Annotated in this window: 17 protein-coding genes; 9 read left to right on the top strand and 8 right to left on the bottom strand. The window is 72.4% G+C overall.

Going from position 1 to position 23170, the window contains the following annotated elements:
• Positions 1–149: 149 nt before the first annotated feature.
• A complete protein-coding gene (locus tag AQJ84_RS01505; RefSeq protein WP_030044799.1) occupies positions 150–1454 on the bottom strand; it encodes an MFS transporter in 1305 nt (434 codons plus the stop codon).
• A 152-nt stretch (positions 1455–1606) separates the two neighbouring features.
• Between AQJ84_RS01505 and AQJ84_RS01500 the strand changes: the two genes are divergently transcribed.
• From AQJ84_RS01500 to AQJ84_RS01480, 5 genes are all read left to right on the top strand, one after another.
• Complete coding sequence (locus AQJ84_RS01500) at positions 1607–2140, top strand: AAA family ATPase (RefSeq protein ID WP_030044800.1); 534 nt, start codon at positions 1607–1609, stop codon at positions 2138–2140.
• 134 nt (positions 2141–2274) lie between these two features.
• Positions 2275–3594, top strand: a complete 1320-nt coding sequence (locus tag AQJ84_RS01495; protein WP_030044801.1) for a jacalin-like lectin — start codon at positions 2275–2277, stop codon at positions 3592–3594.
• 96 nt (positions 3595–3690) lie between these two features.
• Complete coding sequence (locus AQJ84_RS01490) at positions 3691–4275, top strand: TetR/AcrR family transcriptional regulator (protein WP_030044802.1); 585 nt, start codon at positions 3691–3693, stop codon at positions 4273–4275.
• Positions 4268–5083 carry an alpha/beta fold hydrolase gene (locus AQJ84_RS01485; RefSeq protein ID WP_051870270.1) on the top strand — a complete coding sequence of 272 codons (816 nt, stop codon included), beginning with the start codon at positions 4268–4270 and terminating at the stop codon, positions 5081–5083. The genes AQJ84_RS01490 and AQJ84_RS01485 overlap by 8 nt, the downstream gene beginning before the upstream one ends.
• A 214-nt stretch (positions 5084–5297) precedes the next feature.
• The gene (locus AQJ84_RS01480; protein WP_030044804.1) at positions 5298–6710 is read left to right on the top strand and encodes a hypothetical protein; all 1413 of its coding nucleotides are present in this window, start codon (positions 5298–5300) and stop codon (positions 6708–6710) included.
• Here AQJ84_RS01480 and AQJ84_RS01475 read toward each other — a convergent pair.
• The 3 genes from AQJ84_RS01475 to AQJ84_RS01465 all read right to left on the bottom strand — a co-directional run bounded on the left by AQJ84_RS01475 (position 6700) and on the right by AQJ84_RS01465 (position 11543).
• Positions 6700–8679 carry a PE-PGRS family protein gene (locus tag AQJ84_RS01475; protein ID WP_225877455.1) on the bottom strand — a complete coding sequence of 660 codons (1980 nt, stop codon included), beginning with the start codon at positions 8677–8679 and terminating at the stop codon, positions 6700–6702. The genes AQJ84_RS01480 and AQJ84_RS01475 overlap by 11 nt on opposite strands.
• 5 nt (positions 8680–8684) lie before the next feature.
• The gene (locus AQJ84_RS01470) at positions 8685–10385 is read right to left on the bottom strand and encodes a DUF2264 domain-containing protein (RefSeq protein ID WP_053192263.1); all 1701 of its coding nucleotides are present in this window, start codon (positions 10383–10385) and stop codon (positions 8685–8687) included.
• A 114-nt stretch (positions 10386–10499) separates the two neighbouring features.
• Positions 10500–11543: a rhamnogalacturonan acetylesterase gene (locus tag AQJ84_RS01465; RefSeq protein WP_030044807.1), complete on the bottom strand. Its 1044-nt coding sequence runs from the start codon at positions 11541–11543 to the stop codon at positions 10500–10502.
• Positions 11544–11757: 214 nt separating this feature from the next.
• On the opposite strand from AQJ84_RS01465, the gene AQJ84_RS01460 reads away from it, so the two are divergent.
• The gene (locus AQJ84_RS01460; protein WP_030044808.1) at positions 11758–13434 is read left to right on the top strand and encodes a rhamnogalacturonan lyase B N-terminal domain-containing protein; all 1677 of its coding nucleotides are present in this window, start codon (positions 11758–11760) and stop codon (positions 13432–13434) included.
• A gap of 7 nt (positions 13435–13441) precedes the next feature.
• On the opposite strand, the gene AQJ84_RS01455 is transcribed toward AQJ84_RS01460, so the two are convergent.
• Together AQJ84_RS01455 and AQJ84_RS01450 are read right to left on the bottom strand one after the other, a co-directional pair.
• Complete coding sequence (locus AQJ84_RS01455; RefSeq protein ID WP_030044809.1) at positions 13442–14854, bottom strand: family 43 glycosylhydrolase; 1413 nt, start codon at positions 14852–14854, stop codon at positions 13442–13444.
• 1 nt (position 14855) lies between these two features.
• On the bottom strand, positions 14856–15944 hold the full coding sequence (locus AQJ84_RS01450) for a glycoside hydrolase family 43 protein (protein ID WP_030044810.1): 1089 nt from the start codon (positions 15942–15944) through the stop codon (positions 14856–14858).
• Between the two features lie 190 nt (positions 15945–16134).
• Between AQJ84_RS01450 and AQJ84_RS01445 the strand changes: the two genes are divergently transcribed.
• Entirely contained in the window at positions 16135–18234 is a 2100-nt protein-coding gene (locus AQJ84_RS01445; protein ID WP_053192261.1) for an autotransporter-associated beta strand repeat-containing protein, read from the top strand.
• A gap of 121 nt (positions 18235–18355) precedes the next feature.
• Here the strand turns inward: AQJ84_RS01445 and AQJ84_RS01440 are convergent, their stop codons facing one another.
• The gene (locus AQJ84_RS01440; RefSeq protein ID WP_030044812.1) at positions 18356–19501 is read right to left on the bottom strand and encodes a protein kinase family protein; all 1146 of its coding nucleotides are present in this window, start codon (positions 19499–19501) and stop codon (positions 18356–18358) included.
• 9 nt (positions 19502–19510) lie between these two features.
• Entirely contained in the window at positions 19511–20896 is a 1386-nt protein-coding gene (locus AQJ84_RS01435) for an amino acid permease (protein WP_053192259.1), read from the bottom strand.
• A 131-nt stretch (positions 20897–21027) separates the two neighbouring features.
• Between AQJ84_RS01435 and mmuM the strand changes: the two genes are divergently transcribed.
• Positions 21028–21954, top strand: a complete 927-nt coding sequence (gene mmuM / locus AQJ84_RS01430) for a homocysteine S-methyltransferase (protein ID WP_053192257.1) — start codon at positions 21028–21030, stop codon at positions 21952–21954.
• Between the two features lie 149 nt (positions 21955–22103).
• Positions 22104–23165 (top strand): LacI family DNA-binding transcriptional regulator, encoded by a 1062-nt coding sequence (locus AQJ84_RS01425; protein WP_030044815.1) that lies wholly within the window; start codon positions 22104–22106, stop codon positions 23163–23165.
• Positions 23166–23170 lie beyond the last annotated feature (5 nt).

Genomic DNA, 23170 nt, shown 5'->3' with positions numbered 1-23170 from the left:
GGACCTGCGTCGTGCCCCGCCCCCGGGAATCGGTGCCGACCGGGGCCGCCGGTGCTCCGGAGCACACCGTCGGGCGGACGCGGTGCCACGCCGAAGTCCCTGCTCCGCTACGGGGGTTGCCCCCTCGGCCAGGGGCATCGCCCGGGGCGTCACGGTTTCGCGGTACGGGATCGCCGTATCGGCGTGAACAGCGCGACCACCGCGATCAGTACGCAGCAGCAGCCCGCGGCCAGGGCGACCGGTGCGGTGCCCCGGTGTTCCGCGGCCCAGGTCAGGACGGCCGCGCCGATCGGGGCGGCGGCGTACTGGAGGGTCCAGAACGCGGCGGTGACACGGCCCAGCAGGGGTTCCGGGGTGACCTCCTGGCGCAGCGACATGGAGCAGGTGCCCGCGATACCGCCGCAGGCGAGGAACGCAGCGCTGAGCGCCGCGACGACCGGCACGTCCCGCGCCCAGCCGATCCCGGCCATGGCGAGGCCGCACACCGCGACCGCGCCGGTCCAGGTCGGGCCGAAGCCGAGCCGGCGCCGGATCCGGGCCACCAGCAGGGCGCCGGTGATCGTGCCGAGCGCGCCGACGGCCATGACGGTGCCGACCGTGCCGTCGTCGTGCCCGAGGTCGTGCTTGACGTGGTAGATGACCAGGTCGGTCAGGCCGAGGGTGAGAAAGCTGAAGACGAACAGCAGGGCGGTGAGCGTACGCAGCACGGGATGGCCGTACAGGAAGGACACTCCCGCGCGCAGGTCCTGCCACAGGCCGGACCGCCCGGTGCGCTGCGCCACGGCGCCGTCGTCCCCGGCGCGCGGGGCGAACCGTACGAAGAGCAAGCAGAGGGCCGACACCCCGAAGCTGGCAGCGTCGACGCCCACCGCGGCGGCCGGCCCGGTCCACGCGGCGACCATGCCGGCGCACAGCGGCCCGAGCACACCCGCCGCGGCGGCGGTCGCGTTCAACCGGCCGTTGGCCTCGGTGAGTTGCTCGGTGCCGACCAGGCTGCGCACAACGGTGACATAGCCGACGGCGAACAGCATGCCGACGGCCTCGCACAGCGGGAGGACGGCGTACAGCAGCCAGACCTGCGGGCCGAACAGCCAGACCAGCGGGATGACGCCGTACAGCACCATGCGCACCAGGTCGCAGACGATGAGCAGCCGGCGGCGGTCCACCCGGTCCACCAGCGCCCCGGCGAAGACGGCCGCCAGCACGGAGGCCGCCCCGCCTACCGCCGTGAGCAGTCCCATCCGGGCCAGCGAGCCGGTGGCCTGGAGGACCAGCAGGGGCAGCGCGATCAAGGCGAAGGAGTCGCCGAGGACGGAGAGGGTCTGCGCCACCCAGAAGATCCCGAAGTTCCGCTGCCGCCACAGGGGGCGCCTCTCGGCGGGAGGCACCTCGCGGTGTGGTGCGCCTGGCGCCCCGCGGGCCGGCTCCTCCTCGCGCCGCGCGTCGTACGCCACGCGCCTCCTCCCCGTGCCCCGCGTCCCGAGGTCCTCGTGTCGTGAACCCGGCAACCTTACGGCGCCCCCGCGGCGGCCCGCATACGAATAAACCGCACCCGCGCCCCCACCCCGAAGCGTGGCGTCCCCCTTGCCGGTACGGTGCCCCCGTGATGGTGGGCACCGGCACGACCAGGCTGATCGTGCTGCGCGGCAACAGCGCCTCGGGCAAGTCGACGACCGCGGCCGGCATCCGCGACCGCTTCGGCCGCGGTCTCGCCCTCGTCGGCCAGGACAACCTCCGCCGCGAGGTGCTGCGCGAGCACGACCGGCCCGGGGCCGCCAACATCGGGCTGATCGACACCGTCGCCCGCTACGCGCTCGACGCCGGCTACCACGTCGTGATCGAGGGCATCCTCTACGCCGACCGCTACGGCGACATGCTCGCCCGACTCCGCACGGAACACCGCGGCCCCACCCACGCCTACTACCTCCACGTCCCCTTCGAGGAGACGCTCACCCGGCACGCCGCCAAGGCGGACCTGGCGCACATCACCGAGCCGCGACTGCGCTCCTGGTACCGCCCCCTCGACCTCCTCCCGGGCGCGGTGGAGACGGTCGTCGACGCGGCGAGCTCCCTTCCCGAGACGGTCGAACGCATCATGCGCGAGACGGGCCTGGCGGACCTTCCGGCACGGGAGAACTGAGGGGACCGTCCGGGCCGGTCACCTCGTCTCTCACTGTTTCCCCAACTGCCCTTTCCGGTCACACTGGTTCGCGGTGAAGCTGAGCACCGTTCACCTTCAGTCCCCACCCCCTCCGAACCGGAGAGACCCCCACCATGAGACGACTCATCGGCACCCTCGCGGCCGCCGCTCTGGCCGTGACCGGCCTCACCGCCACCGGCGCCGCTCCCGCCGCGGCCGCCACCACGGGCTCGTTCAACGTCCTGACGTACAACGTCGCGGGTCTGCCCGAGGGGCTGAGCTCGGGCAGTCCGCAGACCAACACCCCGCTGATCTCGCCGCGCCTGGCGTCGTACGACATCGTGAACGTCCAGGAGGACTTCAACTACCACGCGGCCCTGTACGCGGGTGACAACCACCCGTACCGCACCGCGACGAGCGGCGGAGTGCCCTTCGGCGACGGCCTCAACACCCTCTCGGATTTGCCGTTCGAGGACTTCGAGCGGGTCAAGTGGAACAACTGCACCGGCACCAACTGCCTGACCCCGAAGGGCTTCTCGCTGGCGCGGGTGCGGCTCGCGGAGGGCGTCTTCGTGGACCTCTACAACGTGCACACCAACGCCGACGCCACGGACGACGCGCTCGCCGCCCGCCGCGCCAACATCGAGCAGCTCTCCGACTTCATCCAGGCGAACTCCGCGGGCAACGCGGTGATCGTGATGGGCGACACGAACACCCGGTACACGCGCTCGGGCGACAACATCCGCACGCTGGTGAGCGAGAACGGCCTGACGGACCCGTGGGTGAAGCTGGTGAAGGGCGGTACGCCCCCGGCTCAGGGCGCGGACGCGCTGGTGTGCCCCACGACGGCCCCCACCCATGACTGCGAGGTGGTGGACAAGGTCCTCTACCGCGGCAGCGAACTGCTCACCCTAAACGCCACCCGCTACCACAACGAGTGGGCGTCCTTCCTGGACTCCGCCGGCGCGAACCTCTCCGACCACTTCCCGCACACGGTCGACTTCTCCTACACCCTCAACCCGTCCCTGAAGGCGAGCGACTTCTTCGGCGGGCCGCACGGCACGGCCTTCAACGACGCCGACGACTTGCCCGCCCCGCCGTCACCCCGCACCCTGACCCTGCGCGGCGGCTCCCGTCTGGACGCGGTCACCCTCACCCACGACGGCGGCACGGCACTCACCCACGGCGGCACGGGCGGCACGGCCACCTCCCTGACGCTGGCCTCCGGCGAACACCTCACGTCCGTGAAGCTGACACAGGGCCAGAAGGACGGGCGCACGCGACTGTTCTCGGCCGCGTTCACCACGGACAAGGGCCGCACCCTGTCCTCCGGCACGGCGACCTCGGACACGAAGACCTTCACGGCCCCGCCCGGCTGGCAGATCACCGGCTTCACGGGCCGCTCGGGCACCGAGGTCGACAAGCTGGGGGTGCTGTACGCGCCGATCGGCTGACGGATGCGCGTTCACCCGGTCCGCCCCTCTCGGGAAACCTGTGCCCCCTAGGCGATAACCTAGGGGGCACAGCTTCAGGAGTCCCGGAGGTATTCCTTGCCCAGAGCCGGCCTGACCCCAGACCGCATCACCGCGGCCGCCGCCGATCTCGCCGACGAGGCCGGGTTCGAGCAGGTGACGCTCTCCGCCCTGGCCCGGCACTTCGGGGTCAAGGACGCGAGTCTGTACTCGCACGTCAAGAACCTTCAGGACCTGCGGGTGCGCGTCGCGCTGCTGGCCGGCGGGGAGATGATCGACCGGATCGCCGCCGCCGTGGTGGGGCGGTCCGGGAAGGACGCGCTGGCCGCCTTCGCCGGCGCCTACCGCGAGTACGCCCTCCGGCACCCGGGCCGCTACGCGGCGACGCAGATCCGGGTCGACCAGGCCCTCGTCGCCGACTCCCCCGCCCTGCGCCGCACCGCCGAGGTCACGTACGGAATGCTCCGCGCCTACGGACTCGACGAGCCCGACCTCACCGACGCCGTACGGCTGTTGCGCGCCACCTTCCACGGCTACTGCGCCCTGGAGGCCGGCGGTGGCTTCGGCCACTCCCGCGCCGTGCGGGCCTCGTGGGACAAGGCGGTCGAGGCCCTGCACCTCACACTCGAACACTGGCCCCGCGAGGAGAACACCCGTGGCTGACGAACGACTCCACTACGACGTCGGCGGCGACGGGCCCGTTCTGCTGGTCGTCCCGGGTGGCGCCGGACACCCCATGGGACTCGACGCGATGACGGACGTACTCGCCGAGAGGTTCCGTGTCGTCACGTACGACCCCCTGGGCCTCGCCCACGGCCGCCTCGGCCTGCCCGTCGGCGACCAGCGGGTGCGGGCGTGGAGCGACGGGGCGCACCGGGTGCTCGAAGAGGTGCTGGCCGAGGGCGAGTCGGCGTACGTCGTCGGCACCAGTTCCGGCGCCGTCGCGGCCCTCGACCTGCTCGCCCGCCATCCGCGGCGGCTCCGGCACGTCGTGGCGCACGAGCCGCCGTGCGTGGGGGTGCTGCCGGACGGGGCCCGGCAGCAGGCCATGTTCCGCGAGGTGTACGACACCTATCGCGCGGCGGGACTCCAGGCCGCCGGCGCCCGCCTCGGCGCCGGGCTGGCGGGACAGCGGGCGGAAGGGCCCTTCGAGGGGCAACCCCTGTCGCGCGAGGAGGAGTTGGGGCTGCCCATGGCCGTCTTCCTCGCCCATGTCCTGGTCCCGTTCACCTCGTACGGCCCCGAGCTGGGTGCCCTCGACGCCCGTCTCACCCTTGCCGCCGGGTCCGACTCGCGGGGGCAACTCCTGTACCGCACGGCCCAGTTCCTCGCCGAGCGGACCGGCAGCCCCCTCGTCGAGTTCCCCGGAGGACACGTCGGCGCGGTAGAGCACCCGGCCGCCTTCGCCCAACGGCTCCTGGAGACCCTGACCGAGGGCCGGGCGGCGACGGACCGGCCTCGGGCGTCGTAGGCCTCGCCGGCGGCCGCTCTCGCGGGCGGCCGGTACCAGCCGGCGAACAGCCGGACTCCGGCGATCTCGTGCCGCCCAGGGGCGAGGATCGGACAGTCCGGGAGGACGAGGACGCGTTCCGGGGTGCCGGCCGGGCCCGGGGAAGACCGGCACGTTCCGCCTCCCGGGCGCGCCCGCACGGCAACCTTTGATCGCCCGGCGGCAACCCCTGGACATGACTTCCGCAAGACGCGCGCCCTCCCCCGGCGCCCCCTCCCCCGTCGGCCACCGCCGAGTCCGCGCCGCCCGCAGGCCCGTGGTCGCCGGACTCGTCGCGGCCGGCGCGTTCGTCGGCGCCTGGTACGCCGTGGCCGGCGCGGCCACGTCCGCCGCCCCGACGCTCGCCGTGACCAGCACGGCCGTGAGCCTCCCCGCCAAGTTCCCCTACCTGTCCGCCGGTTACAACAACTCCCGCGAGTGGACGCGGACGGCGACCGCGGCGGCCCCGAACGGCACCCTGCGGGTCGCGTGGCCCGCCTCGGACGGCGTCCACGTCACCCCGCTGACGGCCGCCGGGAAGCGGTCGGGCGCGGACACCGTGGTGAAGGGCGCGAAGGAGGTCGGCGGTCTGGTCGCGCACAACGACGGCTTCGCACTGCTCACCCGTGTCGCCGACACCAACAAGTGGAAGGAGACGGCCGCCGCCCTGATCCGCTACACGGGCGGCAAGCAGACCTTCACGACCAAGCTCACCTCCACCGCCTCGAAGGACACCGCCCCGCTCCTCGACGGCCAGCTCACCTGGAACGGGACGAAGTACGGCGCGTACTTCGTCGTGCACGGCGCGGGCGGCCAGACCGACGGCCACTTCGGCGACAAGCTCTCCTACGTCAGCGCCAAGGGCGCCAAGCTCGGCGGTGGCTGGAGCTGGGGCTGCAGCCACAACGAGGGCATCGCCCTGCACGCGGAGAAGACCGGCGCCTTCACCTCCCTCTGCTTCGACGACTGGCGTTCGGGGCTCTTCGTCTCGACCGGGATCGGGGCCCCGGACAACGCTCCGGTCCTGCAGCGTGAGCAGTGCTGGGCGGGTTACTGCGGCGGCACGTTCGCGAGCCGCACCGGCGACCTCGTGAAGTCGTCCACCGGCCGCTATGCCACCGCCTTCGCCTCGCGGGGCGCCGCCTCCGCCGCGAAGAACCCGGACGACGCCAGCGGCCGCGGCTGGACGGTGAAGCCGAGGACCGCCACCCACCAGGTGACCGTCGCCTTCCTCAAGAACCGCGACACCCCGGCCGGCAAGGCGATCCGGCTGTCCGGCACGACGGGCACCGAACACGTCAACGTGCGTCTCGCCCCGTACGGCAAGGACCGGCTGCTGCTGTCCTGGGAGTCGCTGAAGAACGCCAAGTGCGCGGCCGGCACCTGCACCGGCACGTTCGCGGGCACCCACCTCAGGCTCATCGACTGGAACGGGAAGTTCCAGAGCCCGGACAAGGTCGTCACGGCGCGGCTGACAGGTGACGTGGCCGTACAGAAGGACGGCACGCTGACCTGGGCGTACGTGCCGGTCAAGCCGTCCTACGCGAGCGCGCTCACCGGCGCGTCCCCGACCTCGACGAGCCTCAGGATCGCCCGCCTCACTCCCTGACCGCCGACTCGGCCATCCGGCGCATGACCTCGACGGGCAGCGCCGGATTGCGGGCGGCCCATTCCGCGTCGTCGGGGCTGCGCAGCAGACCGACGAGGAGGCGTGCCGGGAGGTGGGGGTGCATGACGGCCGCGTGCCGTACGGACTCGTGCGGGTCCTCCAGAAGCCGGACCGCGCAGGCCGCCGGCAGCCGCGGGTCGGTCGCGGCGCGGTACCGCACCTCCGCGCTGCTGTCCCTGCTCTGCCGCTCCACGTGGTCGGGCGTCGACTCCGGATCGTCCAGGACCAGCCGGCGCATGCGCGGGTTGGGGTCGTCGGCATACCGCAGCAGGTCGCTGCGCGGGAAGTTCGGGTGGCCGCGCGGGCGGTCGGGGGCGCTGAGACTGCCGTCCCACCACTGCCACACGTTCATGAGCATGTCGGCGGGCGCGTCGTCGCACGCTTCGGCGAGGAAGAGCTGGACGACCCGGTCCTCGTCGTGGGCGAGGCGGTCGACGACGTCGGGCGGCAGACGCCGGGCCCGGGCGACGCTTCTGCGCACCAGGGGATGGGCGGAGGCGGCCAGGCGGCGCATCGCGTCGTCGTCGTGGTGGAGGGCCACGACCCAGTCGAGGGGGTGGTAGTGCACGCCCGGGTCGAAGTCGATGCGGATGGCGGCGCGTTGCTCCTCGGTCAGGTCGGCACGCTTCGACACCGCGAACCGGACGCTCGCGTCCGGGTCCTCGCCGAGGAGGGCGACCACGTCGGGGTCCAGGCGCGGGTTCGCGGCGAGGAAGCAGCGCTCGGCCCGCTCGCCGTGCCGTGCCAGGTGGACGGCGAAGTCGCGCTCCAGCCGGCAGGTCTCCAGCGCGTCGGTCCTGAGGTCCTGGTCCTCGAACACCGAACGGGGCATCGGATGCACCTGGTGGTGCAGCAGCCGGGCCCGGGCCCGCACGGTGCCGTCCGGGTCCGCCAGGAGTGCCTCGCGTCCCGCGGCGTCGAGGTGCGGCCAGGCCGCCCGGCAGGCCGCGGCCCGCACACCGCCGTCCATGTCGCCGGTCAGCGCGACCAGCAGGGAGACGGGCAGGCCCTCAAGGCGGGCGGCCTCGGAGCGGACCCGTGGGGAAGGATCGGCGGCGAGCCTGCGGCAGGTGTCCTCGGTGAGCTCGGCCCGGCGGTCGGCGGCCAGCATGACGAGGATCCACCGCCGCCGGTCGCTTCGCTCCGCGAGGATCACCCGGGCCCACTGCGAGGGCGTGATGTTCGGCTGGCACTCGGCCGCCCGCGCCCGGAGCGTCCAGTCGGGGTCGGCCAGGACGGCGTCCACGACTGCCGTCGGCATCGGGCTGTACAGGCTGTAGGGGGACCTGGCCAGCAGGCGGATCCGCACGTCGTGCGGGACGGACCGGTTGGCGCAGACACCGCGTGCCCAGGCGTCGAGCAGCTTCTCGCCCGGCGTCGGTTGCCCGGACAACGCGGTCCACGCGGCCGCCCGCTCCCGGGGTGTCTCGTCGGCCGCCTCCCGGGCGTCCGCCTCCTGCCGCTCCCTGATCCGGTCGACGAGGAGGAGCCGGACCGAGTCGTCCTCGGTGGCCGCGGCGAGCAGGGTCTCCCCGTCCCGTGACAGGGTGAGGAACCCCGGCCGCCCCGGCTCCGGGGTGAAGACGCCGGCGAGGTCCCAGCCGTCGCCGAGCCGGACCCGCGTCCAGCGCCGGGCGCGACAGCGGGTCCGGTCGCCGACGACGTCGACGAGGAACACCCCGTCCCCCGCGAGGATCCCCGCCCCGGACGCCAGCCGGTGCCAGCGCGCGTTCAGCTCGGCGGGCAGGCCGGGCCCCGCCGGCAGGGTGACGACCGGCTCCGCCCCGCCCGCGAGCGCCCTGCGCCAGGCGGCCTCGGGCGGCAGGACCTCCTCCACCGGCCAGTCACCGAGGTCCTCCAGCCCGGCGCGCCGCAACAGCTCCGCGAACTCTTCTCTCCCACCCGCCACGCGGCTCATCCTGCCCGACGGGGCTCCGCCGCTTCGACGCTCACTCCCGAGGCGTCCCACCGCACCCGCACCTCGGGCCCGTCGCTCCAGCACACCGTCAGCACATCGCCGGCCCGCACGCTCACGGTCTCCGCCAGCGGCACGGGTTCCGGTTCGGCGGTCAGCCGGGCGAGCGCGACGAACAGGCTGTCGCCGTCCCCGGTGACCCCCGCGAGCCCGCCGTCCAGGCCGGCCACGGGCAGCAGCTCCGCCCGTACACCGTCTCCGGCCGCCCACCCGGTGACCCGCACGGGCGTTCCCGCCGGCGCTCCCGTCACCACATGGGCCCGCACCTCCACCGCGCCCCGCGCGAGCACGACACTCGTCACCCGCGCTCCCCCGCCCGCCGTGTGCCGGGACGCCACCCAGCCGTCGCCGACCCCCAGCGGCTCGATTTCGGTACGGCTCGGATCGTCGCCGACGATCACGCTGTTGTCGTACTCCGGTGCGGGCGTCGTCACGGTCGAGTAGGCGAGGCGCGTGTAGTACGGGTCGTAGCGGACGTCCTCGCTGCCGTGGTTGTGCAGCCGGACGAGGCCGTCCGCACGCGTGGACTGCAGCAGCCAGTTGGGCGCGGCGACGGCCGTCACCGCGTCCTCCCGCTCGGCCGGGCCCGGCTCCTCCTCGGCCGTCCACACCGGGTGGTCCGCCGGCAGCAGCAGTCCGAGGAAGCCCTTGCTCGCCCAGTAGGGCGAGGCGGGTCCCGAATAGCCCTGCAGGACGGCCGGGTCGGGGCCGTGCCAGCCCAGCGTCAGCAGCCCGCGGGAGTCGACCGCCCCCCGGTCCAGGAAGTACGTCAGCGCCCCCGAGGCCAGCCGCCGTGTCTCCCCCGGCGACAGCGGGGTGCGGCCCGTCATGGCGCCCAGCCACAGCGGGGCGGTCGTCGCGAAGCGGTAGGTCAGGGAGCGGCCCTGGTGCATGGGCGCGCCGTCGCCGCCGAACAGGCGGGCGTAGTCGGCGAGATGGCGTTCGAGGCGGCCGCCGTAGAGGTCCAGCAGCCGGTCGTCGCCTGCCAGCCAGGCGTGCAGCACCGGGTAGAGGTGCATCGCCCAGCCGTTGTAGTAGTCGAACTTGCGGCCGTCGCCGTCGGTGTACCAGCCGTCGCGGACGTACCACTGCTCGATGCGTTCGAGGCCGTTGTCGATCGCCTTGCGGGCCGCGTCGGTCTCGTAGCCGATCTCCTGGAGGAAGCCGCCGACCGTGACCGGGAACAGCTCCCAGTTGCAGGGCCAGGCCTCGGCGGTCAGGGCGTCGCCGAGCCAGGCGGCCGCCCGCCGGCGCACGTCGTCGTCGAGCCGGTCCCACAGCAGCGGCCGGGTCAGGCGCAGCGCGAGGGCGATCGACGCGGCCTCGACCAGTGGCTGGCCGCGGTCCTCGATGCGGGGCCACACCCCCGCCACTCCGGCGGCGAGTCCGTCGGCATAGCGTTCGAGGGCGGTCTCGTCCCGCCGGAAGGCCGCCAGCAGCAGCGTACGGGCGTAGCCCTCCAGGCCGTCGGACAGCCGCCCCGACCAGCTCCCGTGCTCCCCGGGGAAGTGGTAGAGGGCGCGGTCCTCGGTGGCGTACGGCTCGACGGCCGCGAGCAGGGCGTCGGCGGCCGCCTCCCAGTGGGCGCGGGTGCAGCCGGTGCGGGGGCTGAGGGTGCGGTCGTCGGGGGGCAGCTGCATGGGTCTCTTTCGTGCTCGGGTCGCTCGGAACAGCGGGGACGCGGAAGCCGGCCGGAAGGTCCGAGACGGCCGGAGCCTGGGGCGCCCCGGTTCCGGTCGGAGCGCCCCAGGGGTCTATCCCACCCTCATCAGGCCCTTGGGCACCAGATGCTGGGCGACGAGTTCGTCGCGGACCAGTTCCGCGTACACGGTCGCGCCGTGGGCGGAGGTGTGGGTGTTGTCCCGTTTCTCGTTGTACAGGTACAGCGCCTTGGAGCCCTCGACGCCGAGCGACTCCACGACCGCCTTGGTCTTCGCCGTCAGGTCGATCAGGGGCACGTCGTGGGCGGCGGCGACCGAGCGGACGACCTCGGGGTGGTTCACGCCGAGGCCGTTGACCAGGAGCGCGGTGCCGTTGTTCAGGGTGCCGTCGGAGTTGAACCAGCGGCGCACGATCGGGGTCACGAGGACCGGGCTGCCGCCCTTCTCCCGCACACCCGCCACCAGGCTCTCCAGGTTCGCCCGGTAGGTGGCCTCGTCCGTCGTCTTGTCGTTGTGCGCGAGTTGGATCAGGACCAGGTCACCGCGGCGGATCTGCGGCTGGACGGTCGCCCACAGTTGCGGGTTCCCCAGGTACGTGACCGTACTCTCCCCGGAGTCGGCGTAGTTGGCGACGGAGACGCCCTTGCGCAGGTACCGGGGCAGCTGCTGGCCCCAGCCGGAGTACGGGTCGCCGGGCTGGTCGCAGACCGTGGAGTCGCCGACCAGGAAGATCTGGCGGGCGTGACGGGCCGGGGTGACCCGGATGTCGGCGAGTTCGGGTGCCGAGCCGCCCAGGACCAGGTCCAGTCCGGGGGTGCCCGCGGGGCCGGTCGGCTCGCCCTCGGGGGTGCGGACGTTCACGGTGAAGCTGCGGGCGACCCGCTCGCCGGCCGCGACCGGCGTCTCGGGGAGCAGGGAGCGCCGGGTCTCACCGCTGACGGAGGTGCTCGACTGGGCGTCGCCGCCGAGGAGGACGCGCACGTCGTAGGTGCCGGGCGCGACGTCGAAGTGGCAGGTGGTGGCGGTGCAGTTCTCGATGCCGAGGGGGCGGTGGCCGCCGTGCGCCTGGGCGGGTGCGGCGATCGCGCCGGCGCTCAGTGTGAGCGCCGCCAGCACGGCGAGGTTGAAACGTCTCATACGGCTCCTCCGACGGTCCTGCGACGGGATCACTAAGCCTGGCCGGTGGACCGTACCGCTCCTGGCAAGCGCTTTCTAGCCCCCGGATGGATTTCACACAATCGCCAACCCGGCAGCGGCGAAAGCCCTTTCGCGAAATCGATTCAACTGTCACTCTGCCAACCGGGCAGGCCCCCACACCCGCACCCCCACACCTCCCGAAGGAGGCACCCCCATGTCCGGATCCGTGAACAGACCGGTCCGCCGCCGCACCTTCGTTCTCGGCACCGCTGCCGCCGCCGGCAGCGCCGCTCTCGCCGGCCCGCTCGCGCAGAGCGCCTCCGCCGCGGCCTTCGGCTACAGCGACGACGGGTCGAACTACGTCGTCGACACCGGCGCCAGCCTGGTCTTCAAGGTCAGCAAGACCAACGGCGACCTGACCTCCCTGGTCTACCGGGGCGTGGAGTACCAGGGCTACGGCGGCATGAACTCGCACATCGAGTCCGGCCTGGGCACCTCCACCGTGAGCATCCGCCAGTCCGGTTCGACCATCCTGATCTCCGTGGCGTACGGCACGATCCGGCACTACTACGCGGCCCGCAGCGGCGAGAACAACATCTACCTGTGGACCAACAAGGCGGACACCTCGGTCTCCGCCACCCGCTACATCGTGCGCGTCAAGAAGGGCCTGTTCCTCAACGACGAGCCCGACTCCTACACGTACACCAACAGCACCATCGAGGCCTCGGACGTGTTCGCCAAGTCCGACGGCCAGACCCGCTCCAAGCACTACTCGAAGCGGCGGGTGATGGACTACGACTACGTCGGCTGGTCCGCCGGCGGCGTGGGTCTGTGGATGGTCCGCAGCAACCACGAGAAGGCCTCCGGCGGCCCCTTCTACCGCTCGCTGCTGCGCCACCAGAGCGCGGACGGCGGCGGCCTGTACGAGATCCTGTACTACGGCCAGAACCAGACCGAGGACCAGCGCTTCGGCCTCCAGGGCCCGTACGTGATCGCCTTCACCGACGGCGGCGCCCCCTCCTCGTCGCTGTTCCCGGGCACCCTGACCACCTCCTGGGCTGACTCGCTGGGCATCCCCGGTTACGTGGGCGCGAGCGGCCGGGGCCGGGTCGCGGGCGTCGGCATCACCGGCCGGAACACGGCCCACGCCTACACGGTCGGTATCGCCAACTCGGCGGCCCAGTACTGGGGTTCGGCCCGCGCCTCCGACGGCTACTTCTCCATCGGGGGCGTCCTCCCGGGGACTTACACGCTCACGGTGTTCAAGGGCGAACTCGCCGTTCACACCACGTCGGTGTCGGTCACGGCCGGGGGCACCACCACGCTCAACTCGATCGCGATCGCGTCCACGAACGACCCGTCCAACGCGAGCGCCATCTGGCGGATCAACGACTGGAACGGCACGCCGGGCGGCTTCAAGAACGCAGACCTGATGACGTACGCGCACCCGTCCGACGTCCGGGCCGCCGCCTGGACCGGCAATGTGGTGATCGGCAGCGGCAGCGAGACCTCGGCGTTCCCCTGCTACCTCTGGAAGGACGTCAACAGCGGCCTGCTGGTGTACTTCAAGCTGACCGCCGCCCAGGCCGCCGCCGCGCACACCCTGCGCATCGGCGTGACGACGGCCTACGCCAACGGCCGCCCGCAGGTCGCCGTCAACAACTGGACCTCGGCCATCCCCTCCCCGCCCACCCAGCCGAACACCCGGTCACTGACCAACGGGTCCTACCGGGGGAACAACCACACCTTCACCTACAGCGTGCCGGCGAGCGCCTGGCTCACGGACACCGGCCAGTACAACGTGCTGAAGATCAACGTGGTGAGCGGGTCGGGGTCGACCTCCTACCTCAGCGCGGGCACGTCGATCGACGCGATCGACCTGCTGAGCTGAGGAGACGTCAGGTGCCGCGCGTCCACTGCTGGTTGGTCGCCCCGTTGCAGGTGTACGTGATCACCGAGGCGGCGTTGGCGGTGGACGCGCCGTTCACGTCCAGGCACTCACCGGTCGCGCGGGACTTGATGTTCACGTAGGAGCCGGTGGTGGTCACCGACCACTGCTGAGCGGTCGAGGAGGCGTTGCAGTTCTCCTGGCTGACCGTGTTCGCGTTCTCCTGCACGCACAGGGAGCTGTTCCTGACCATCAGCTGGAAGTAGCCGCCGCCGACGGACTTGAACCAGTACTTCTGGTTGTTGCCGCCGTTGCAGTCGTACTGCTTGATCTGGGCGCCCTGCCACAGCGACTGGCTGGTCACGTCCGCGCACCTGGAGCTGTGCCGGGCGATCAGCGTGTTGTACGTGGCGCTGGTGCCGCTGACGGTGCCGGCGGCGGTGTCGACGGTGACCTCCGGAGTCCAGGACATGGACATCGAGGTCGAGCTCGGGAAGGTCAGCGGCAGCCACACGTACCGGGAGTCGTTGACGGTCCCGCCGAAGGAGTTGCCCCAGCGGTCGCCCAGGTAGAGGTAGGAGGTGCCCGAACTGCCCTGCACGGGCAGGACGAAGGCGGTCTGCGAGCCGTACGTCGTGGAGTCGCCGACGTTGGTCATCGCCGTCCAGGGTCCGGCGAGGGAGGTGGCGGTGGCGTACTGCTGCTGGTTGGGGTTCCAGCCGGTCGCGCCGGACGTGAGCATGAAGTACACGCCGTTGCGCTTGAACAGGGCCGGGGCCTCGCGGTGGCCGCCGTGCCAGGGGTCGGCGACCAGGCTCGCGATGCCGGTGTAGTCGGCGGTGAGCCGGTAGATCTGAAGGTCGTAGTTCTCGCGGGCGGCGGAGACCATGTAGCCGGCGCCGTCGGTGTCGACGAAGACCGTGATGTCACGGGACATGTGCTGGCCGAGCGGACGGAAGCTGCCCCGCCAGGAGTAGTTGCCGTCGACCGTGTCGGAGACGGCGACCGCCGCGCGGGCCTCGCTGTAGTCGGTGCCGTTCTCCTTGTGCATCCACATCACGAACTTGCCGGTGGAGGCGTTGTACATGACCTTCGGCCGCTCGATGTTGGCGGTCGCCAGCTCGGGGTCGCTGGCCTCGGTCAGGACGTGGTTGCGGAACTCCCAGTTCTTCAGGTCGGTGGAGCGGTAGGCGCTCACGTACCGGAAGGTGTTGTCGGCGTTGCGGTTCTCGCCGAACCAGTAGTAGTAGTTCCCGACCTTGAGGACCCCGCCGCCGTGGGCGTGCACGGGGTTGCCCGAGGTGTCGGTGAACTGCGTGCCGGTGGTGACCGTCTGCGGGGCGGCCTGGGCCGGTCCCGCGGTGGCCAGGGCGCCGAGCAGCGCCAGGCAGAGGGCGAGCAAAGCGGCGTAGGCACGTCTCATGTCACGCACTCTCCTTGACGGTGGCGGCGGCCGTGTCGGCCACGGGGACGCCGAAGTTCGGGGTGCCGTCCGCGTTCCAGCCGAGCTTCTGGACGCGGGTGTGGCGGTTGGGGTCGTTCAGCGGGTCGCCGACGATCTCCTTGTACTGCCGGGCGTGGTAGACGAGGACGTCGGTGCGACCGTCCTCGGCGACCGTGAACGAGTTGTGGCCCGGGCCGTACTGCCGGGTGGTGTCGTTGCTGGTGAACACCGGGGTCGGGGACTTGGCCCAGCTCGCCGGGTTCATCAGGTCGCTGTCCGCGTCGGCGGTGAGCAGACCCATGCAGTAGTTGAAGTCGGTGGCGCTGGCGGAGTACGTCATGAAGAGGCGGCCGTGCCGGGCGATGACCGACGGGCCCTCGTTGACCTTGTAGCCGACGCACTCCCAGTCGTACTCCGGTGTCGACAGCCGTATCTGGGGGCCGGTCAGCGTCCAGGGGTTCGCCATCCTGGACAGCCACAGGGCGGTGTTGTTGGCCATACCGGGTTCGTGCTGGGCCCAGGCGAGGTAGCGGGTGCCCCGGTGGGTGAAGGTGGTGGCGTCCAGGGAGAAGGTCTCCCAGGCGGTCCGCAGCTGGCCGCGCTCGGTCCAGGTTCCCTTGAAGGGGTCGCGGTGGGCGTTCTCCAGCACCCAGATGCGGATGTCCCACACGCTCTCCGCGGGCGCCGCCGCGAAGTAGATGTACCACTTGCCGCCGATGCGGTGGATCTCCGGCGCCCAGATGTGGGCGCCCATGTTCCCGGTGGCGTGCTTGGTCCAGATGACGGACTCGGCGGCGGTCGACAGACCGTTCAGGGTGCGGGAGCGGCGCAGGATGATCCGGTCGTACTCGGGGGCGGTGGCCGTGAAGTAGTAGTGGCCGTCGGCGTGCCGGTGGATGTGCGGGTCGGCGCGGTTGCGGACGAGCGGGTTCACGTACGGCGGCGCTTTCGGCGGCGGGGCTGCGTGGGCGACCCCGGGACCGGCCGCCGCCAGGGCGCCCGCGGCCAGGGCGCCCTTCAGCAGCAGTCTGCGGTGGGGGTCTTCGGGCAGGTCGTTGTCGCGGCTCATGCGGACTGCCTCTCGGGGGCGGGGGGACCTGAGAGCGATGTTCGATATTGAGAACATCTGTCGTTATTCCAAACGCCGAAAAGGTAAGGGTGGGCAACCCGGAGGTCAACGGGTTGGACGTGATGAAAGAAGGCGCTTTCTGTGAGCGGATTTTCTGTTATCGGCCGCCGCCCCGGTCCGTCTCCCCTGTGTGCGCAGCCAAACCAGCAAGACAGCAGCGGCCGTCGGCGCCCTCGCGGCGGTCGCCGCCCTCCTCGCGACCGCGCCCCCGGCCGCGGCCGCCGGCCCCCGTGACGTCACCGCCGACGTGCTCGCCGACCGCGACGTGACACTCACCGGCGACACGGTCGTCACCGTGCCGTCGGGGACGACGACGTACGACGGGGTGTTCCGCGGCGTGGGCACGCTCACCGTGCGCGGCGGCGGGACGCTGGTCCTGACCAAGGACAGCGACTTCACGCTGCCGAAGTCCCGGCAACGGCAGAGGGTGTCCACGCGAGGCGGCAACCACCCCTACGTCACCACCGCCGACGCCGACCCGCCCGCGATCACCGTCCAGCGCGGCGCGACGCTGCAGTACGGCGACGGCGGCACGACCGGACTGATCGGCCACTTCCCCTACGGCACCCCGGCGTTCCGGCTCAACCAGGACAACATCCGCGTCGACGGCACCCTGCGGCTGTCCCTGAAGAGCGCCTACAACCTGGGCACCATCAGCGGCTCCGGGCTGATCACGCAGCCGAGGTTCCTCTGGGGCACCTGGGACCTGTCGGGCACCCACTCCTTCTCCGGGGTGATCGACAACGGCACACAGGTCAACGCCGGACGGCCGGAGTACGCGACCTCGCTGCCGAACGTGCGCAAGGTCCTCAACCAGGGCACCTGGACCGTGGACACCCCGCTGGGCCAGACCGTCACCATGGGCATGGACTTCTACCAGCGCGAGTACGGCAGCGACATCAACGTCCAGTCACGTCCGGGCAGCGAGGTCGTCCTCACGGGCCAGTACAGCTGGTCGGACCGGGGCGGCGACACCGACCCCTCGCTCAGCGACCCAGCCCTGAACTGGACGCCCGCGCGCAAGAACGTCAACAAGCGCGGCACCAACATCAAGGGGGCGAACGTCCGGTGGGGTGACGGGACCACGAACAAGATCTTCATGCCGGGCACCGCCGAGACGGTCTACATCAACCTGCTGGCCGCCCGGTCGCGTTCGCTCCTCACCTTCGACTACAACGGCCCCGTGACACTGGGCGCCCCCATCGGCGGCGGCCGGTTCCACGACACCCTCTCCGCGCCCGGCGCGGGGGACATCGTCATCGCGGGCACGCGCGGCAACGACGTCACCTTCGCCGCGAAGCAGTACTACGACGGTTCCACGACCGTGCAGAAGGGGGCCGTGCTGCGGCTGGGCTCCGGGCAGCGGGACGGTTCCCTGCTGACGGGCACCGAGCGCCGACGGGTGGTGAACGACGGGACGCTCGTGGTGAACAACGCGAGGACCGCGATCTCGCTGGCGCACCTGAGCGGGGGCGGTTCGTTCGTGCAGTCCGGCGCGGCCACCACGACACTGACGGGCGCCGCGGTGACGTACACCGGGGCGACGACCGTCAAGAAGGGCACGCTGGCTCTGCGGTCGGGAGCGACTCTCGTACACAGCAAGGTGATCCGGCTGTCCGGGGCGGGGGCGCGGCTGGACGCCTCGGCGTCCGGGCTGCGGGTGGCGACCACGCTGACCGGCACGGGCACGGTGAAGGGGGCCGTGACGAACGAGGGCGTGGTCGCCGCGGGCCTCACCGTCCTCGGCGACTACACGCAGCGTGCGAAGGGCGAACTGGTGCTGCGGAAGCGGCCGTTGAAGGTGACGGGGTCGGTGCGGCTGGCCGGCGGGCTCGACCTCTCGGCCGCCGGGTCGAGCCCCGCCCGAAAGATCACTGTGCTCGACCACAGGGGGCGAGCGAAGACGAGCGGTTCCTTCACCGGCCTCGAGGAGGGCGCGAAGGTGAGGCTCGCCGAGACGACGTACCGGATCAGCTACCGGGGCGGTGACGGCAACGACGTCGTGCTCCGCGCGGCCGCCGCGAGTCCGTCGCCGTCCGCGTCCGGCGGTGACGCACCGGCGGCCGGGCCGGTGACGGCGGACACGCGCGGCGCGAACGCGGCGGCCGAGGGGCTCGGTTGGTGGCCCTACGTGCTCGCGGTCGGGCTGCTCCTCGGGCTGATCGTGCCGACGGTGGTGCGCACGCGTCGGGGACGGCGCGGCGGCGGGCGGCACGCGGCGCACGGGTGACGGCGCCCGGCGGTGTGTGGCTGGGGCCCAGGGGTTCGCCTACCCGCGTGTGCGGGACGCCGCCGCGCCCACCGGTGCGGCCCCGGCGGCATGATGGCCCGCAGCCGGGTGGCGCCTCTCCTCAACGTCCGCTCGGGGCCTCCGAGAAGCCCAGCCTGGGCGCCAGCACTCGGGCCTCCCTCGCCCACTCCGCGAGGAACGCGAGGGTCAGGCCTCGCTCCCGATAACGGGTTTCGGCGTCCACGGCCCGGTCGCCGCCGTAGTCCACCTGTTCCTCGCCCGCGCGGGCCAGCATGAGGGCGGTGAGCCAGTCGTACTTGACAGCCGAGGCGCAGACCGCGAGACGTACGAGGTTCTCGTCGCCCCTCCAGCTGCTTTCGCGCAGGCCGTGCAGGTAGGCGTCGTAGGCCCTCGCCGCGTACGTGGGGAGGCGGACCGCCGGGACGAACAGGTCGAAGACGGTGTCGGGGAGGTAGTTTCCGAGGTCCTCCCCGAGGGCTCCGTCGCCGGCGAAGGCCCAGTCGAACACGACGCTGTGGGAGCCGTCGGCGCAGGTGTTGGCGGGCCACAGGTCGAGGTGGCTGAAGGCGCGCGGCAGGGATTCCGAGACGTCCAGGAACCATTCGCGGTCGTGGTGCAGCCGGACCATGTCACGGCGCAGGCCCTCGGGGAAGTGGTCGCGGACCAGGGGCTGTTGCCAGGCCTCGTCGTCGTCGAGGAGTTCCTGGCCGAGGGTGTTGCCGCCAACGTACTGGCGCAGGAAGCGGTACGAGAGCCACGGCTGGTCGTCGACCTCGCCGACGGCTCCCTGGGCGGCGCCCAGGCGGCGGGCGTGTTCGATGTGCCGGGCGGGCTTCCAGCGGGTGGCCGGTCGGCCCGGTACCCGCTCCAGCCACAGCGCGATGTCGCCGTCGGCCCGTTCGACGCGGGCCAGCAGCCGGGGTGCGCGGATGCCGTTCCGCTCCCAGGCCTGCGCGAGGCCGGACGTGTAGACGTCCGCCTCGCGCCGCCAGTAGTTCCAGTGCCGGGGATCGTCCGAGGCCGCCCAGCGTCCGGTGGCCTCCTTGGAGCGGGTGAGGACCTTCAGGACCGCCGAGCGGTCACCGGCGCTGACGTTCCAGACGCCGCCGGTGACGCCGTTCTTCGCGTTGTGGGTGAGGGAGGCCAGGAAGACCGGCCCGGTGAAGGGGCCGAGCACCTGCCGGGCTTCCTCGGGCACACCCTCGGCGTCGGCGACTTCGGCGTCCACGGCATCGGTGTCAGGCATGTCCCAAGGCTAGGCGGCCACCTCGGTCGTCTCCCGGCGTCCACGCATCCACACGTACACGGGGATGCCCGCGAAGAGGAACAGCACGCCCTGGTAGACGGCCGCGTAGCCGGCGCCCGCGATCAGCCAGAAGGAGAAGGCGAAGGAGAGCGCGGCGACGGTCAGGTCGCGGACCAGACCGGCCGGACGGACCTGTTCGCGGGTGCCCTTGGCCAGCCAGTACAGCTGGGCGGCGGCCGACAGGAGGTAGGGCACGCAGCCCGTGAACGTGGTGATCAGGACGAGGACGCGGAAGGTCGTGTCCGGGCCGGCCGTGTAGTTGAGGGCGATGAGCAGCGTGCCGAGCACGGCGACGGCCCAGACGCCGAAGCCCGGCACCCCGCCCTTGCCCACGCGGGCGAACGGCGCCGGGAAGAGGCCGTCGCGGGCGGCGGCGTAGGGCATCTGCGCGGCCATCAGGATCCAGCCGTTGAGGCAGCCGGTGATCGAGGCGACGGCGACCAGGGCAATGGCGGTGCCGCCCCAGGTGCCGCCGGTGATGGAGTTCACGGCGTCGGCGAAGGGGGCGCCGGAGTCGGCCAGCCTGTCGTGCGGCACGAGACCGAAGACGGCGACGATGCCGAGGATGTAGACGAGGGCGGAGGCGAGCGTGCCCAGGACGCTGGCGCGGCCGACGTTGCGCTCGGGGTCACGGACCTCGCCCGCGCTGACCGCGGCCGACTCGACGCCGAGGAAGCTGTAGAGGAGCAGCGCCGCGGAGGCGGCCAGCGCGCCGGAGACGCTCTGGCCGGAGGCGTTGAACGGGCCGTAGTTGTCGGTGTCGATGAAGAACAGGCCGACGGTGGCGACCAGCAGCAGCGGGACGAACTTCAGGATCGTGGAGACGACCTGGACCGTCCCGACCCAGCGGGTGCCGGCGAAGTTCGCGGCGGCCGGCAGCCACAGCGCGGCGAGGGCGACCAGGCCTTCGAGGGTGTGGTTGCCGTGCAGCGGGATCAGGACGTCGACGTAGCCGACGACCGCGACCGCGAGGGCGGCGATGCTGACCCAGCACATCGTCCAGTACGACCACGCCGACAGGAAGCCCGCGAAGGGGCCGAAGGCGTCGCGCGGGTACACGTACAGGCCGCCGGTGACGGGGCTGCGCCGGGCCAGCTTGCCGAAGAGCAGCGCGAGCAGCACCGCGCCGACCGACAGGACCACGAAGGCGAGCAGGCTGACGCCGCCGTAGGGGGCCACGGTGGCGGGCAGCGCGAAGATGCCGCCGCCGATGATGTTGCCCATGACGAGGGCGGTGGCGGCGGCCAGGCCGAAGGGGCGGCGGCGTGGGGTGGCGACGACGGCCGGTCCGGTGGGGTCCGGTCCGGTGGTCTCGCTGGTGCTCGGGGCGGTCATGGCGGTTCCCGGGGAGGAGGGGACGGGGCGGGGAGGGCGTGATCGTAACCCGTCATCCCACATGGTGGGCAACCTGTTCATGTAATGGACACAGTCGGCTGTCGTGCCCCGTCGTCGACTAGCGTCGTGGCATGACCAGCCACGCGCCTTCCGCTTTCTCCGCAGCCCTCTCCGCCGGGACGGTCGTCCTCGACGGCGGCATGTCCAACCAGCTCGAGTCGGCCGGGCACGACCTGAGTGACGAGCTGTGGTCGGCGCGCCTGCTCGCGGAACGGCCCGAGGCGATCACCGAGGCGCATCTCGCGTACTTCCTGGCGGGCGCGGACGTGGCGATCACCTCCAGCTACCAGGCGACCTACGAGGGCTTCGCGGCGCGCGGGATCGGGCGCGAGCGGGCGAGCGAACTGCTGGCCCTGAGTGTCGGGTTGGCCAAGGACGCCGCGGCACAGGCCGGTGCCCGGGGCGTCACCCGGCCGCTGTTCGTGGCGGCCTCGGTCGGGCCCTACGGCGCGATGCTCGCCGACGGCTCCGAGTACCGGGGCCGGTACGGGCTGAGCGTGGCCGAGCTGGAGGCCTTCCACCGGCCCCGTCTGGAGACCCTGGCCGCCGCCGGGCCGGACGTGCTGGCGCTGGAGACGGTGCCCGACGCCGACGAGGCCCAGGCGCTGCTGCGCGCGGTGCGCGGGCTCGGGGTTCCGGCCTGGCTGTCGTACAGCGTCGCGGGTGACCGCACCCGCGCCGGCCAGCCCCTGGAGGAGGCGTTCGCGCCGGCCGCCGAGGCGGACGAGGTCGTCGCGGTGGGCGTGAACTGCTGCGCTCCCGAGGACGTCGCCGCCGCGACCGAGACGGCCGCCCGGGTCACCGGCAAGCCGGTCGTCGTCTATCCCAACAGCGGCGAGGCCTGGGACGCCGAGGCCCGCGCCTGGAACGGCCGCTCGTCGTTCGCGCCCGAGGAGGTGCGCGGCTGGCAGGCGTCGGGCGCACGGGTGATCGGCGGGTGCTGCCGGGTGGGCCCGGAGGCGATCGCGTCCATCGCGCGCACCCTATCGCGGGCGTGAGCGGCCGCCGGTACGCACCAACGCCCGCGCGACTCCTGCCCGTTTCCGCCTCCCGCTGCTAGCCTCCGCCTCGGGAACCGGTTTCCATCCATGTTGCCGCAGTTCCCGAGGGGTGGGCTACACGGCCCGGGAGAGGGACGAGGCAGGGGATGACGAGGAAGAGCGAGGACGCCGGGCGCAGCACCATCCGGGACGTGGCGGCTCGCGCGGGGGTGTCCGCGTCGACCGTGTCGCGGGTCCTCGGCGGCGTGTACCCGGTGAGCTCACAGACCCGGACCCGGGTGCTGCGGGCGGTCCGTGACCTGGACTACGTGGCCGACGCGCGCGCCAAGGCGGTCGCGGGGGTGGGCACACCCACGCTGGCGTTCGTCCTCGAGGACATCACCGGCCCGTCGTTCGCGCTGATGGCGCACGGCGTGGAGCGCGAGGCGACCCGGCTCGGGCATCTCTGCCTGGTGTGCAGCACCGAGGGCGACGTCCGCAACGAGGTCGAGTTCGTCGAGATGATGCGCGCCCAGCGGGCCGCCGCCGTGATCCTGGTGGGCGGCGCCGCCGACACCTCCGAGTACCGCGAGCGCACCCGGCGCATGGCCGACTCGCTGGCCTCGGCCGGCTCCCGCCTGGTGCTGTGCGGGCGCCCGCCGCTGGGCCCCGGGGCGCCGGTCACCGTCATCGAGTACGACAACGAGGGCGGCGCCTTCGCCCTGGTCGCGCACGTCCTGGCCCAGGGTCACCGGCGGGTGCTGTTCCTCGGCGGCAAGCCGGACCACACCACCGCGCAGGGCCGCGAGCGCGGCTTCCTCGCCGCCCACCGGGCCCGCGGCCTGGAACCCGACCCGGCGCTGCTGCTGAACGGCGACTTCACGCGTGACGCCGGGCACCGTCTGATGCGCGGGGCGCTGAAGGACGGCCTGGACTTCACGGCTGTGGTCGCCGCCACCGACATGGTCGCCGCGGGCGCGCTGACCGCCCTGCACGAGGCGGGCCTGGACGTGCCGCGGGACGTCTCGCTGGCCGGCTACGACGACATCCCCTACGCGCGCGACCTGCACCCCGCGCTGACGACGGTCCACGTCCCCTACGAGGAGCTGGGCCGTCTCGCCGTACGCACCGCGCTGGGCCGTACCACGGAGGCGCCGGCCGAGCACCTGCTGCTCGGCACGCACGTGGTGGTGCGGGACTCGGTGGCGGCGCTGCCGGCCCGCCCCTGACCCCG

The sequence above is a fragment of the Streptomyces resistomycificus genome, from assembly GCF_001514265.1.
Taxonomy (GTDB): domain Bacteria; phylum Actinomycetota; class Actinomycetes; order Streptomycetales; family Streptomycetaceae; genus Streptomyces; species Streptomyces resistomycificus.
This window is presented reverse-complemented; position numbering and strand designations above follow the sequence as displayed.